Genomic DNA, 13,037 nt, shown 5'->3' on the forward strand with positions numbered 1-13,037 from the left:
ATCCCGATTAAGCAAAATTTCACAGCTTCGTCACCCATCGGAAACCTAGATTGACCCGTCCCGGAACCTCCCGGAGACAGCCCTCAACGCTACGGTTTTCCAGTTAGGAGAGAAGCTGTGAAACACCTGATCCAACGGCCCGCCAGCCGCCGTACCTTCCTGGCATCATCCATCACCCATATCCTTGCCGGCAGCGGCCTGCTGCTGGTTGGCGCCGTGGCTTCCTCCTCCGCCCTCGCACAGGAGCAGGCCACCAATCTCGACCGCATTACCGTCACCGGTTCGAACATTCCGCGCACCAACACCGAGACGCCCTCGCCGGTACAGGTGGTGACGCGCCAGGAAATCGACCGCACCGGCAAGACCACGGTCGCCGAGTACCTGCAGACCCTGACCGCCGATGGTGCAGGCTCCATTCCCAAAACCTTCGGCAACGGCTTCGCCGGAGGCGGCGCCGGCATCTCGCTGCGTGGCCTGGGTGCCGGCTCGACGCTGGTGCTGTTGAACGGCCGCCGCATGGCCACCTACGGTCTGGCCGATGACGGCCAGAAGGTCTTCACCGACCTCAGCACCATTCCGCTCGATGCCGTCGAGCGCGTGGAAGTGCTGAAGGACGGCGCCTCGGCGATCTACGGCTCCGACGCCATCGCCGGCGTGGTCAACATCATCCTGCGCAGCGATTTCCAGGGCGCCATCCTGCGGGGCTCCTACGGCATTTCCGGCGACGGCGATGGCGACGCGAAGAAGGCGACCCTGACCGCCGGTACCGGCGACCTGGCCAGCGATGGCTGGAATGCGTTCTTCAGCCTGGACGTCGGCAAGACCGATGCGATCAAGATCAGCGACCGCAAGAACCGCAAGTGGATCGGCACCGGCGATATCCGCCGCTGGGGCTACGATGCCGCTGATGCGCAGTTCCTCGGCGGCGCCTTCCTTTCCGGCGGCACCGGCGGTGGCGTCGGCCCCAATGGCTCGGTGTTCGACGATCGCAATGTGGATGATGACCATCCGGCGTTCCTGGTCGCCCTGCCTGGCTGTGCCAACCTGACGAGCATCCCAGGCCAGAGCGATGCCACCGCCCAGCAGCAGGGCTGCCTGTGGGATCCGGCGCAGAAGTACCGCGACCTGAGTCCGGAAGAGAAGTACATCAACGTGTTTGGCCGTGCCAGCTTCGCCTTCGGTGAAGGCGGCGAGGTGTACACCGAGATCGGGTACTCGAAGAAGGAAACCACCTTCAGCAATACGCCCTCCGGCGTCTCCGGTGGCTGGGGCTATCCCGGAGGCCCGGTCAATGCGAGCAGCGGCAGCGGCGCCACCGTGCTGGGCCCGGACCATCCGGACAACCCCATTCCGGGCCAGGCCTCGCGCCTGCGCTATTCGGCGTGGGACGTCGGCCCGCGCGTAACCAACAACACCAACGAGTTCAACCGCTTCCTGGTAGGGGTCAAGGGCAATTGGGGTGATTGGAACTACGACACGGCCTATCTGCATTCCGGCACCGATCTGGTCAACAAGCGCACCGGTTTCCTTCGCTACAGCGCTGTGCGGTGCGCGCTGGGCAATCCGAACTGTGCCGGTGGCGTGTGGCGCATCGGCGACAATGCCGATCTCAATTCGCAGGCGTTGTACGACTACATCTCGCCGACCATCAGCGCACGCGCCAAGTCCAGCCTGGACATGTTCGACTTCACCGTCTCGCGCAGCCTGGCCGATCTGAAGGGTGGCCCGCTGGGCCTGGCAATGGGTACCGAATGGCGCAAGACCAGCAACAGCCTGTCTCCGCAGACCTACACCGACCAGGGTGACATCATCGGCCTTGGCTATTCGGCCTATGACGGCACGCAGAACGTCTACGCCGGATACGTCGAGCTGTCGGCACCCGTGCTGGAACAGCTGGAACTGTCTGGCGCGCTGCGCTACGACAAGTACGAAAGTGGCGAGGGCAAGGCTACGCCGAAACTGGGCGTGAAGTGGACCCCGGCCGACTGGATCGCACTGCGCGCCAGTTACGCCGAAGGTTTCCGCGCGCCGAACCCGGCCGAGAACGGTGATGGTGGCCTGGCCGCCTTCTCCAATGCCCGCGACCCGGTGCGTTGCGCTCTCGATGCCGATGAGTGCACTGCGCGCTCGGTCGCCATCATCACCCGCCCGAACAAGGACCTGAAGCCGGAGGAATCCAAGAGCTACTCGGTAGGTATCGTCCTGCAGCCGACCTCGACCACGTCGCTGACCGTGGATGCGTGGGAAATCAAGCGCACCAACGAAATCGCGCAGGGCAGCACCACCGCAGCGATCTTGGCCGGCAACGTCCTGCGCGACTCGAACAACATCGGCGGCGTGCCCAACACCGGCAGTATCCTGGCGGTCAACACGGCCTACGTGAATGCCAATTCCTCGCGCGTCCGCGGCATCGACACCGACATCCGCCAGACCTTCGACATCGGTCCGGGCCAGTTGGAGATGGACCTGCAATGGAGCCACGTGCTCAAGTTCGAGCGCACCGAAGGCGACGAGACTGTTGACTATGTTGGCACCCACGGCAACTGCGATGTGACCAACTGCATCGGCACGCCGAAGGACCGCATCAACTTCGGCACCACCTGGAAGCAGGGCCCGTGGAGCATCAGCGGCGTGGCCAACTACATCAGCAAGCTGGAGAACAAGGACCGTCGCGGCGGTGACTACCTGGCCTTCTATGAAGACGGTACGCCGGTGGAGAAGATCTCCTCGTTCACCACGTTCGATCTGTCCGGTCGCTGGAACATCACCGAGGCCTTCGAACTGAACGCTTCGGTGCAGAACGTGTTCGACCGCATCGCTCCGCTCGACCCCAGCACCTACGGTGCAGTCAATTACAACCCGCTGCACTTCAGTGGTGCGATTGGCCGCTACTTCACCGTCGGCGCCAAGTACACGTTCAAGTAATCCTGCTGCAGCATCACGTCGAAGGCCCGGGCAACTCCCGGGCCTTCGTCGTTTGCGCGCGCAGGTTCTTGCGTGCGGGCTCTTGCGTACGCGTTCACGGGCACGCCGCTACCTTGTGCTTGCGGCATCCGCGCCGCAGGGGATCTGCATGGCCGCGACATCGCAACGGCTGGGCCTGCCCGCGTTGACCGCACTGGTGGTCGGCTCGATGGTCGGCGCCGGCATCTTTTCGCTGCCGCAGAACGTCGCGCGCAGCGCCGGCCCGGCCGCCGCCCTGATCGGCTGGGCGCTGAGCGGTGCTGGCATGCTGATGCTGGCCTTCGTGTTCCAGGCGCTGGCCAACCGCCGGCCGGATCTTGATACCGGCATCTACGCGTACGCGCGCGAGGGCTTCGGCAACTACATCGGTTTCTCTGCGGCCTGGGGTTACTGGGTCGCCTCGGTGCTCGGCAATGCCAGCTTCTTCGTACTGATTTTCAGTGGCCTCGGTCACTTCCTGCCGGTCTTCGGCGAAGGCAACACGCCTGCGGCCGTCGTGGCCTCCTCCGCGCTGCTGTGGACCGTGCATCTTCTGGTACTGCGGGGCCTGCGCACCGCCGCCCTCGTCAACGGCCTGGTGACGGTGGCCAAGCTGCTGCCGATCGCGCTGTTCCTGATCCTGGCTACTGGCGCCTTCCGCACGGAGGTGTTCCGCGCGGAGTTCTTCGGCACGCCTGCGCTGGGCGATCTCGGCCAGCAGCTGCGCGGCATGATGCTGGTGACCGTCTGGGTATTCATCGGCATCGAAGGCGCCAGCATCTACTCCCGGCGCGCCGCGCGCCGCGCCGATGTCGGCCGCGCCACGGTAATCGGTTTCGCCGGCGTCTGGTTGCTGCTGGTGCTGGTCAGCCTGCTGTCGATGGGCGTGCTGCCGCAGGCCGAACTGGCCGGACTCTCCAATCCGTCGATGGCGTACGTGCTGCGCGCGATTGTCGGCGAATGGGGTGCGACGGTGATCATCGTCGGTTCGATCATCTCCGTGCTGGGGGCTCTGCTGGCGTGGGTGCTGCTGTGTGCCGAAGTGCTGTATGCCGCTGCCGGCGACGGCGCCATGCCTGCGTTCCTCGGCCGCGAAAACACGCGTGGCGTGCCGGCCAATGCGCTCTGGCTGAGCAATGGGTTGATCCAGCTGTTCCTGCTGCTGGTGCTGTTCAGTTCGGGCAGTTACACCGGGCTTGTGCTGCTGGCCGCGTCGATGAGCCTGGTGCCCTACTTCCTGTCCACGGCATTCGGCGTGCAGCTGGCCTGGCGCGGACAGGCCTACGCCGGAGAACCCAGCGCGCGCTGGCGCGATTTCGTCGTTGCCCTGTTGGCCAGCGTCTACGCGTTGTGGCTGGTGTATGCCGGTGGTCTCGACAACCTGTTGCTGTCAGTACTGCTGTACGTACCCGGTGTGGTGCTGTTTGCATTGACGCGGCGCCAGCACGGCGAGCAGGTATTCACGCGCTGGGAGCGACTGCTGTTCGGCGCGATCCTGATCGTGGCGATCGCCACGCTGGTGGCGTTCTGGCGCGGGGCACTGGCCCTGTAGGGCCGAGCCATGCTCGGCTGACAGTGCCAAGCCGAGCGTGCGCTCGGCTCTACAGAAGCGGCGCAAAAAAAAACCTGCATCTTGCGATGCAGGTTTCTCAAAGTGGCGCCCGAAGTTGGACTCGAACCAACGACCCCCTGATTAACAGTCAAGTGCTCTAACCGGCTGAGCTATTCGGGCAGACGACTAGTATAACCACTCTTCACGCACGGTGGTAGGGGTGATTGGCAATCATCGCGGCCGCCCGGTACAGCTGTTCGGCCACCACCAGCCGCACCAGCATGTGGGGCAGTGTCAGCGGACCGATCGACCATTTCTCATCGGCCAGCGCCGATACTTCCGGCGAATGCCCCTCCGGGCCGCCAATCAGGAAGGCCAGGTCCCTGCCCTGCCCGCGCCAGTGCTCCAGGCGTTGTGCCAGCTGTTCGGAACTGAGTTGGCGGCCTGGGACATCCAGTGCCACCACGTAGGCATTCTTCGGCAGCGCAGCAATTACCCGCTTGCCTTCTTCTTCGGTGGCGCGGCGTGGATCGCGGCCCTTGCCACGCAGGCCGGGCTCGATTTCCACAAGTTCAAAGGGCAGCCAGTGCGACAATCGCTTCTGGTATTCGGCAAAGCCCTGCGCGACCCAGCTGGGCGCGCGTTCACCGGTGGCGATCAGGCGGGCTTTCATCAGGGGTCCTCCAAAACGTCGACGGCGCCATCGGCGCCGTCGAGGGGATGCAGCCGTGTGCGGCTCAGGCCACTTCGTCGTCACTGGACGGCGGCTGGTCACCGACGGTCCACAGGCGTTCGAGGGCGTAGAACTCACGCACACGCGGCAGCATCACGTGAACGATCACGTCGCCCAGGTCGACCAGCACCCATTCGGCTTCGCGCTCGCCTTCCACGCCCAGCGGCATCACGTCGATCTTCTTGGCGAATCGCACGACTTCATCGGCAATCGACTTGACGTGGCGGGTCGAGGTACCCGAGACGATGACCAGGTAATCGGCAACGCTGGACTTGCCGCGCACATCGATCTCGACCGGGTCCTTGGCCTTCAGGTCTTCGGTAGCTTGGCGGACGCTGGCCAGCAGTTCCGGCACGGACGGCGGCGGGCTGGGCAGATCGACCTTGATGGTCTGGGGCTGGGTCTGGTTGCTCAAAGTGGATCGACTCGATAAACGTGGGGCGATTATACGGGATGGCGTGCCGGCGGCATTCACGGCGTGGCCGGGCGATACAGGCCCTGCGCGGCCACATAGTCGGCCACGGCCGGCGGCAGCAGCGCCCGCCACGGACCGGCGGCTGCGATCTGGGCGCGCACGGCACTGGCCGATTCCTCGCGCAGCGGATGGTGCAGGCGGAGGATGCGCCCCGCCGGGCTGGCGAACAAGGCCTGCTCGCTGTCTGCCCAGCGGCCTTCCAGTGCTCGGCCGAGCTCGCCGCCCACCGTCGCCTGCAGCGGGCTCCCCGGCCGCTCGGCCACCACGAAGTGGGCCAGGCCGAACAGGGCCTCCCATTCGTGCCAGCCCGGCAGGCCAAGCAGGCTGTCAGCCCCCACAAGCCATGCCAGCGGCCGGCTTGGGCCCAGCTCGCCGCGCAGCTCGCGCAGGGTATCGACGGTGTAGGACGGCCGCCCGGGGAAGCGCGCAGCACGGTCGAGCTCACGGCGATCCAGCAGCAGGCCGGGTTCGTCGCCAATGGCCAGCGACAGCATCGCGCAGCGTTGCTCGGCGGTTGCGCCGGGCACCGCGCGATGCGGCGGGTCGGCAGCCGGCAGCATGCGCACCGCCACCTGCAGTTCGTCACGGGCGGCGCGTGCGATCGCCAGATGCCCCAGGTGCACGGGGTCGAAGGTGCCCCCGTAATAGATCCGCAGGCTCATCGCTCAGGACCGCGCCAGCAGGCGCACGGCACGTGGTTCGGCCACTGCCACCAGCAGGCGCTCCAGCGCCAGCCAGGCATCACCGTCGGCGCGCCCCTTGGCGATGCGGTCGACCAGTCCCGCCTCAGCGACGAAACGCTCCCAGCGCTTGCCTTCCGGATGCCGCTGCAGCGCGCGCTTGTAGGGCGCCTGCCTCGATTCCCAGATACCGCGCGATTTCATTTCGGCAGACAGGTTGCCACCGCGCGCCTGCACCCGGGCCAGGCCGGCACCGGCCAGCAGTTCGCGGATCACGACCGGCATCAGCGCGGCCACGGCCTCGCCTTCGCCGCGCAGGCCGGCCAGCATGCGCAGCACTGCCGGCGGCTGGCCGGAGAACACGGCCTCCACCAGGCGGAATACATCGTAGCGGGCGGCGTCGGCCACCAGCGACTCCATCCGTTCCACATCCAGAGGCTGGCCATCGGCCAGCAGCGCCAGCTTGTCGATTTCCTGGGCAGCGGCCAGCAGATTGCCCTCCACCCGCTCCGCCAACCGCTGCACGGCAGCGGGATCGGCACGCAGGCCCCTGCCGCGCAGGCGGCGCTCGATCCAGTCCGGCAGCTCATGCGGCTTGATGGCCCAGGCCACCGACAGCACGCCAGCGCGGTTGACCGCCTCGGCCCATTTGCCCTGGTGGGCCTTGCTCCATTCGTTGGCGGTGATCATCAGCACCACGTCCGGCGCTGGATTGGCGCAGAACTGGCTGATCACCTCGGCGCCATCCTTGCCCGGCTTGCCGCTGGGCAGGCGTACCTCGACCAGGCGACGGGCGCTGAACAGGCTGGGTGCGTTGAAGCTGGCGTCGAGCTGGTTCCAGTCGAAATCACGCCCATCGGCGTCGAATACTTCGCGCTCGCCGATGCCTGCGGCCCGGGCCCGCGCGCGTACTGCATCGGCCGCTTCCAGCACACGCAGGGTTTCCGGACCGGCAATCAGGTAGACCGGCGCCAGCGCGGTATCAGCCCCCTGGCTGGCCAGCTGCTCCGGGCGCAGTTCCATCGTCGCTGCGGCTCAGGGCTTGGTGGCGGCGGCCGGCCTGGCCGGTACCGCGTCTTGGACCGGCACGGCCTTCGGTGCGGACAGGCTGCCGCCCTTCTCGAGCTCGGCACGGACCACGCTGTCGATGCGGCGGATGATCGAGGCGGACATTTCCCGCCGCAGTTCATCGGCCAGGATTTCGCGCTCGGTGGTGGTACCGGTCGCGTCGGTCGGCGGCGAGACGTAGTCGCGCGACAGCTCGATCACCTGCTGCGGGACCAGCTCGCTGCCATCCTCGCGGCGGAAGATGAAGATCACCGCGTAACGCAGGCTGTATTCCTGCGCACGGCCCTGCGAGTCGATGGCGATGGGCAGGTCGCCCCAGCGCTCGGACAGCACCTGCAGCTGGGCGCTGGGCGCGTCGCTGTCCTCATCGGCCAGCCTTGCACCGGAGGCCAACAGGCTGCGGTTGAGCAGCTTGACCAGTTCGCTGTACGGCGCGGTGGAGACCACCTTCACCGGGGCGGTGTCGGTCGGCAGCATCAGCTTGTTGCGCAGATGGAAACCGCAGCCGGCAAGGCCGAGGGCAAGAACGAGGGCAAGCAGGATTCGGGTCATGGAGACAGTCTGGCGGAGCCGGGCGATCACGGCAACACACAGCGTGCCCGACGCCGCGTGAATGCAGGGCCATCGGGTGCCGCCCCGCACGGGGAAGGCACCGGCCACCCGCCGGCGGCCGGTGCGGAGTACCTCAGGCAGCGACGATGTTCACGATCTTGCCCGGGACGATGATGATCTTGCGCACCGCCAGGCCCTCCAGGAACCTGGCCGCATTGGGCTCGGCCAGAGCCAGTGCCTCGATCTGCTCGCGTGCCGCATCGGCCGCTACCTCGATGGTGCCGCGCAGCTTGCCGTTGACCTGCACGGCCAGGGTCAGTGCGTCGCGCACCAGGGCGCTGGCATCGGCCTGCGGGAACGGCTGGTCTTCCAGCAGCGTCTCCCCATGGCCCAGCACCTGCCACAGGGCGTGGCTGGCATGCGGCGTGATCGGGTTCAACAGCAGCACGATGGCCTGCAATGCTTCCTGGCGCACTGCACGTCCCTGCGCGCTGTCATCCTCGAACCGGGCCAGCGCGTTCATCAGTTCCATCACCGCGGCGATGGCGGTGTTGAAGCTGTGGCGGCGGCCATAGTCATCGCCGACCTTGCCGATCGTCTCGTGAGTCTTGCGGCGCAGCGCTTTCTGGTTGGCATCCAGTGCCGCCACATCCAGCGCCGGAGCGGCACCGTCGGCTGCGTGCTTCTGCACCTGGGCCCACAGGCGGCGCAGGAAACGCGCCATGCCGTCCACGCCGGCCTCGTTCCACTCCAGCGACTGTTCCGGCGGCGCGGCAAACATCGAGAACAGGCGCACCGTATCGGCACCGTACTTGGCCACCATGGCCTGCGGGTCCACGCCGTTGTTCTTCGACTTGGACATCTTCTCGGTGCCACCGACCACCACCGGCTGCCCATCGGCGATCAGGGTGGCACCGACGATGCGGCCGCGTTCGTCGCGCTGCACTTCCACATCGGCCGGGTTGATCCAGTCCTTCGAGCCATCCGGGTTCGGGCGGTAATAGGTCTCGGCAATCACCATGCCCTGGCACAGCAGGTTGCGCGCCGGTTCGTTGCTGTCCACCATCCGCGCGTCGCGCAGCAGCTTGTGGTAGAAGCGGAAATACATCAGGTGCAGGATCGCGTGCTCGATGCCGCCGATGTACTGGTCCACCGGCAGCCAGTAATTGCCGCGCTTGTCGACCGCATCGCGGGCACCCGGCGAGGTGTAGCGGGCGTAGTACCAGCTCGACTCCATGAAGGTATCGAAGGTGTCGGTTTCGCGCTCAGCCGCACCGCCACATTCCGGGAGGTGGTCTTGCGCCATTCCGGATCGGTCTTGATCGGCGAACCCGTACCCGAGAACGCCACGTCCTCCGGCAGTACCACCGGCAGCTGCTCTTCCGGCACCGGCACCGCGCCGCACCTGGCGCAGTAGATCACCGGGATCGGGCAGCCCCAGTAGCGCTGGCGGCTCACGCCCCAGTCGCGCAGGCGGTAGTTGACGCGGCGCTGGCCCTGGGCCTTGCGCTCGAAACGCTCGGCCAGAGCCTCGAACGCGCCCTGGAAATCCAGGCCATCGAACTCGGCCGAATTCACCAGTTCGAAAGCACGGCTCTTGTCGCTGTACCAGTCCTGCCAGCGGCTGCCATCCCAGTTGCGCTCTTCTTCATTGCGCGGGTCCTTCAAGGCGATGACCTGCTTGATCGGCAGGCCATACTTGTTGGCCACCTCGTTGTCGCGCTGGTCGTGGCCCGGTACCGCCATCACCGCACCGGTGCCGTATCCCATCAGCACGAAATTGGCCACCCACACCGGCACCTGCTCGCCGGTGACCGGGTGCAGCGCGCGCAGGCCAGTGTCCATGCCGCGCTTTTCCTGGGTTTCCAGTTCAGCCTCGGACACACCGCCCTGTTTCAGGTCGGCCAGCATCGCCGCCAGCGCCGGGTTGCTCTTCGCCGCATGCAGCGCCAGCGGATGCTCGGCGGCGATCGACACGAAGGTCACGCCCATCACGGTATCCGGGCGGGTGGTGAACACCCGCAGCGGGTCCAGCACGCTGCCATCGACGTCACGCACGTCGAACTGGATTTCCAGGCCTTCGGAACGGCCGATCCAGTTGCGCTGCATGGTCTTGACCGATTCCGGCCAGCCGTCCAGCTCGTCAAGGCCGTCCAGCAGTTCCTGCGCGTAGTCGGTGATGCGCAGGAACCACTGCGGGATCTCGCGCTTTTCCACCAGTGCGCCGGAGCGCCAGCCGCGGCCATCGATGACCTGCTCGTTGGCCAGCACCGTCTGGTCGACCGGGTCCCAGTTCACCACCGCGTTGCGGCGGTAGGCCAGGCCCTTGCGCATCAGGCGGGTGAACATGCGCTGCTCGTGGACGTAGTACTCCGGACGGCAGGTGGCGAACTCGCGCGACCAGTCAATGGCATAGCCCAGCGATTTCAGCTGGCTGCGCATGTGGTCGATGTTCTTGTAGGTCCACGCGGCAGGCGCGGTCCTGTTCTTGATCGCCGCGTTTTCCGCTGGCAGGCCGAAGGCATCCCAGCCCATCGGCTGCAGCACGTTGTGGCCGGTCATGCGCTTGTAGCGGCTGATCACGTCGCCGATGGTGTAGTTGCGCACGTGGCCCATGTGCAGCGCACCGGACGGGTACGGAAGCATCGACAGGCAGTAATACTTCGGCTTGTCCGAGGTCTCGTCGACTTCGAAGGCCCGGGTAGCGTCCCAGTACTGCTGGGCGGCGGATTCAACCTGCTGCGGGTCGTAGGCGTTGGTTTCAGCGCTGGTCATGGAACACGCGGATGCGGCGGCAAAGCGGTACAGCGTACCGCAGTGCGGCAAACGTCTCCAATCCCGCCCGCCCGGCCCAGGTGCGCGCTGCGGCCGGAGGCCGTCTCATCTCGCATGAGACGATGGCATGGCCAGGGCCAGCCAAGCGGCCCAGCAGATGAAGGCCACCCGCTGTGCCAGCGGTGCCGGCAGCACACCCTGCAGGGCAAAGGCCGCCAGCGCGGCTAGGACGCCGCACCCCACGGCCAGCAGACCCGATCCGCGCCCCTGTGCGTGGCGCAGCTGTGGAATGCCCAGCAACAGGGTGCCGGCGACAAAGCCCAGGACCCAGATCATCCAGGCACTGGCATGCAGCTGGCTGGCCGGTCCGTGCAGATCCTCCACGTCCAGCGGCAGCAGTCCCATGGCGGCGAAGGCCAATCCGGCCAGCAGCAGCATCTGGGTCCCGACCCGCGGCGCCCAGGCCGCCTGCACCGGCAGGCGCCGGCGCAGGCACTCCGCCATTACCGCGGCCAGCAGTCCCGGCAGCACGAAGCCCAGCAGGTTGAACGCCAGCGCATGCGGTACGCCCTGCGCGCCCAGCAACGCTACCGGGTGTCGTACCTGTGCATATCCATCCAGGCCGGCGCCGAAGCCCAGCACTGCCAGGATCAACAGCACGGCCGCCACCGGGCCCAATCCACGATCAACCTGGCGCAGGGTCATCAAGGGTTCCGTATTGCCTGAAGGGAGAGGATTGTCTCCCCTCACCACGCGCAACGCCAAGGTGCCGATCTTTCGGAGTCGTCCGATTTCTCGGCCGCACGCGCGCGATCACAGTGTGATCGGTGGCAACCCGCCGCGCATTTGCTTCTGGATCCATCATGATGCGCAACAGCATTGTCTGCCAAACCCTCCTGGCCGCTGCCCTGTCATTGGGAATCGCGGTTTCCGCCCAGGCGGGCGAATTCCGCTGCTCGGCCTGGATCGGCGCACCCAGCGCCAAGCCGTCGCCGATGTCCACCAACCTCGGCGGGGGCTCCCCGATCAAAGCGCCTGACGTCGACATCGCAGCTGAGCTGTATCAGGCCCGCATCAGTGCGACGGTGCTGCCACTGAAGTCCGGCCGCTGGATCGTGCATCATGTCCGCTGCAGAGAAGTGAAGTAAGAAGGCGGGATCAGGGGAGGGTCGGCCCACGTGCCGGCCTTCTCCGCATTCGGGGCTGCCCCCGGGCCGGGCGCAGCCGAGGGTTGAGACCGGCATCGATCGTCACCATAGAATCGGTCTCCAGATGCCAAGCGATGCCTCCCCATGACCGAGACCACCTACGTATTCGACGCCACCACTGCGACCTTCGAGGCCGAAGTCCTGCAGAAGTCGCTGCAGACGCCGGTGCTGGTCGACTTCTGGGCGACCTGGTGCGGGCCGTGCAAGACCCTGGGCCCGATGCTGGAAAAGCTCGCCGCCGAGTACAACGGCGCCTTCGAGCTGGCCAAGGTCGATGTCGACAAGGAACAGCAGATCCCGCGGCGTTCCAGATCCGTTCCGTGCCGACCGTGTTCCTGGTCAAGGGCGGGCAGTTGGTGGACGGTTTCCCCGGCGCCATTCCGGAGGGCCAGCTGCGTGAGTTCCTCGCCCAGCACGGCGTCGTGCCCGCCGATGTCGGCGATGCCATTGCCGAAGATGACGCCCCGCTGGACCCGCAGGCGCAGGTTGACGTGCTGCGTGCGCAGATCGCCGCCGAGCCGGACAAGGATGAACTCAAGCTCGACCTGGCCCTGGCCCTGCTGCAGATCGGCGGCGTGGAAGAGGCTGGTACGCTGATCGACGGCCTCCCGGCAAACCTGGCGACGGACGACCGCGCCGTGCGCGCCCGCGCCCGCCTGGCCTTCGCTGCCGCGCTGAAGGATGCACCCGCGGCCGAGGTGCTGGACGCACGCATCGCTGCCGATGGCAAGGATCTCAAGGCCCGCCACCTGCGCGGCGTGCAACTGCTGCTCGGCGGCCAGGACGAAGCGGCGTTGGCGCAGTTCCTTGAAATGCTGCGGATCGACCGTGGATTCGAGGAAGGCCTGCCGCGCAAGGCCCTGATCGACGCCTTCAATGTGATCTCCGACGAGGACCTGGTCGGCCAGTACCGCCGCAGGATGGCGTCGCTGCTGTTCTGAACGGGAACCGGCTTCGTTCAGAATCCCTGCACTGAACGCGGGCAATAATGCGCGCGATGGTGGCTGCTCGGTCACCACGATCCGTTCGGGGGGATGAGGTCGGGGCCATG

General features: G+C 66.5%; 9 protein-coding genes, 1 tRNA gene and 2 pseudogenes. 4 read left to right on the forward strand and 8 right to left on the reverse strand.

Going from position 1 to position 13,037, the window contains the following annotated elements:
- Positions 1-117: 117 nt before the first annotated feature.
- Together A9K58_RS15630 and A9K58_RS15635 are read left to right on the forward strand one after the other, a co-directional pair.
- Complete coding sequence (locus A9K58_RS15630) at positions 118-2,925, forward strand: TonB-dependent receptor (RefSeq protein WP_065200219.1); 2,808 nt, start codon at positions 118-120, stop codon at positions 2,923-2,925.
- 148 nt (positions 2,926-3,073) lie between these two features.
- Positions 3,074-4,495, forward strand: coding sequence for a basic amino acid/polyamine antiporter (locus tag A9K58_RS15635; RefSeq protein ID WP_065200220.1), 1,422 nt, complete (start codon positions 3,074-3,076; stop codon positions 4,493-4,495).
- A gap of 103 nt (positions 4,496-4,598) precedes the next feature.
- Here A9K58_RS15635 and A9K58_RS15640 read toward each other — a convergent pair.
- The 8 genes and pseudogenes from A9K58_RS15640 to A9K58_RS15675 form a co-directional block, all read right to left on the reverse strand.
- Positions 4,599-4,675: transfer RNA gene (locus A9K58_RS15640), tRNA-Asn, on the reverse strand.
- 22 nt (positions 4,676-4,697) lie between these two features.
- Positions 4,698-5,168, reverse strand: a complete 471-nt coding sequence (rlmH, locus tag A9K58_RS15645; protein WP_014647944.1) for a 23S rRNA (pseudouridine(1915)-N(3))-methyltransferase RlmH — start codon at positions 5,166-5,168, stop codon at positions 4,698-4,700.
- Positions 5,169-5,232: 64 nt separating this feature from the next.
- Positions 5,233-5,643 (reverse strand): ribosome silencing factor, encoded by a 411-nt coding sequence (rsfS, locus tag A9K58_RS15650; RefSeq protein WP_065200221.1) that lies wholly within the window; start codon positions 5,641-5,643, stop codon positions 5,233-5,235.
- Positions 5,644-5,699: 56 nt separating this feature from the next.
- Positions 5,700-6,365, reverse strand: a complete 666-nt coding sequence (gene nadD / locus A9K58_RS15655; protein WP_065200222.1) for a nicotinate-nucleotide adenylyltransferase — start codon at positions 6,363-6,365, stop codon at positions 5,700-5,702.
- 3 nt (positions 6,366-6,368) lie between these two features.
- Positions 6,369-7,406, reverse strand: a complete 1,038-nt coding sequence (gene holA, locus A9K58_RS15660) for a DNA polymerase III subunit delta (protein WP_065200223.1) — start codon at positions 7,404-7,406, stop codon at positions 6,369-6,371.
- Between the two features lie 12 nt (positions 7,407-7,418).
- The gene (locus A9K58_RS15665) at positions 7,419-8,003 is read right to left on the reverse strand and encodes an LPS-assembly lipoprotein LptE (RefSeq protein WP_065200224.1); all 585 of its coding nucleotides are present in this window, start codon (positions 8,001-8,003) and stop codon (positions 7,419-7,421) included.
- A gap of 133 nt (positions 8,004-8,136) precedes the next feature.
- Positions 8,137-10,778, reverse strand: a pseudogene (gene leuS, locus A9K58_RS15670) (leucine--tRNA ligase).
- A gap of 105 nt (positions 10,779-10,883) precedes the next feature.
- On the reverse strand, positions 10,884-11,483 hold the full coding sequence (locus tag A9K58_RS15675; RefSeq protein WP_065200225.1) for a DUF998 domain-containing protein: 600 nt from the start codon (positions 11,481-11,483) through the stop codon (positions 10,884-10,886).
- Positions 11,484-11,641: 158 nt separating this feature from the next.
- Between A9K58_RS15675 and A9K58_RS15680 the strand changes: the two genes are divergently transcribed.
- Positions 11,642-11,926: a hypothetical protein gene (locus A9K58_RS15680; RefSeq protein ID WP_065200226.1), complete on the forward strand. Its 285-nt coding sequence runs from the start codon at positions 11,642-11,644 to the stop codon at positions 11,924-11,926.
- 144 nt (positions 11,927-12,070) lie between these two features.
- Positions 12,071-12,927: pseudogene (gene trxA, locus A9K58_RS15685) on the forward strand (thioredoxin).
- The last annotated feature ends 110 nt before the right edge of the window (positions 12,928-13,037 follow it).

It is taken from the genome of Stenotrophomonas maltophilia (assembly GCF_001676385.1).
Classification (GTDB): Bacteria; Pseudomonadota; Gammaproteobacteria; order Xanthomonadales; family Xanthomonadaceae; genus Stenotrophomonas; species Stenotrophomonas maltophilia_J.

Excerpts from the sequence above, each read along its gene's own strand:
- holA (WP_065200223.1), bottom strand. The coding sequence starts at position 7,406 with ATGGAACTGCGCCCGGAGCAGCTGGCCAGCCAGGGGGCTGATACCGCG.
- nadD (WP_065200222.1), bottom strand. The coding sequence starts at position 6,365 with ATGAGCCTGCGGATCTATTACGGGGGCACCTTCGACCCCGTGCACCTG.
- A9K58_RS15665 (WP_065200224.1), bottom strand. The coding sequence starts at position 8,003 with ATGACCCGAATCCTGCTTGCCCTCGTTCTTGCCCTCGGCCTTGCCGGC.
- A9K58_RS15635 (WP_065200220.1), top strand. The coding sequence starts at position 3,074 with ATGGCCGCGACATCGCAACGGCTGGGCCTGCCCGCGTTGACCGCACTG.
- A9K58_RS15675 (WP_065200225.1), bottom strand. The coding sequence starts at position 11,483 with ATGACCCTGCGCCAGGTTGATCGTGGATTGGGCCCGGTGGCGGCCGTG.
- A9K58_RS15680 (WP_065200226.1), top strand. The coding sequence starts at position 11,642 with ATGATGCGCAACAGCATTGTCTGCCAAACCCTCCTGGCCGCTGCCCTG.
- rlmH (WP_014647944.1), bottom strand. The coding sequence starts at position 5,168 with ATGAAAGCCCGCCTGATCGCCACCGGTGAACGCGCGCCCAGCTGGGTC.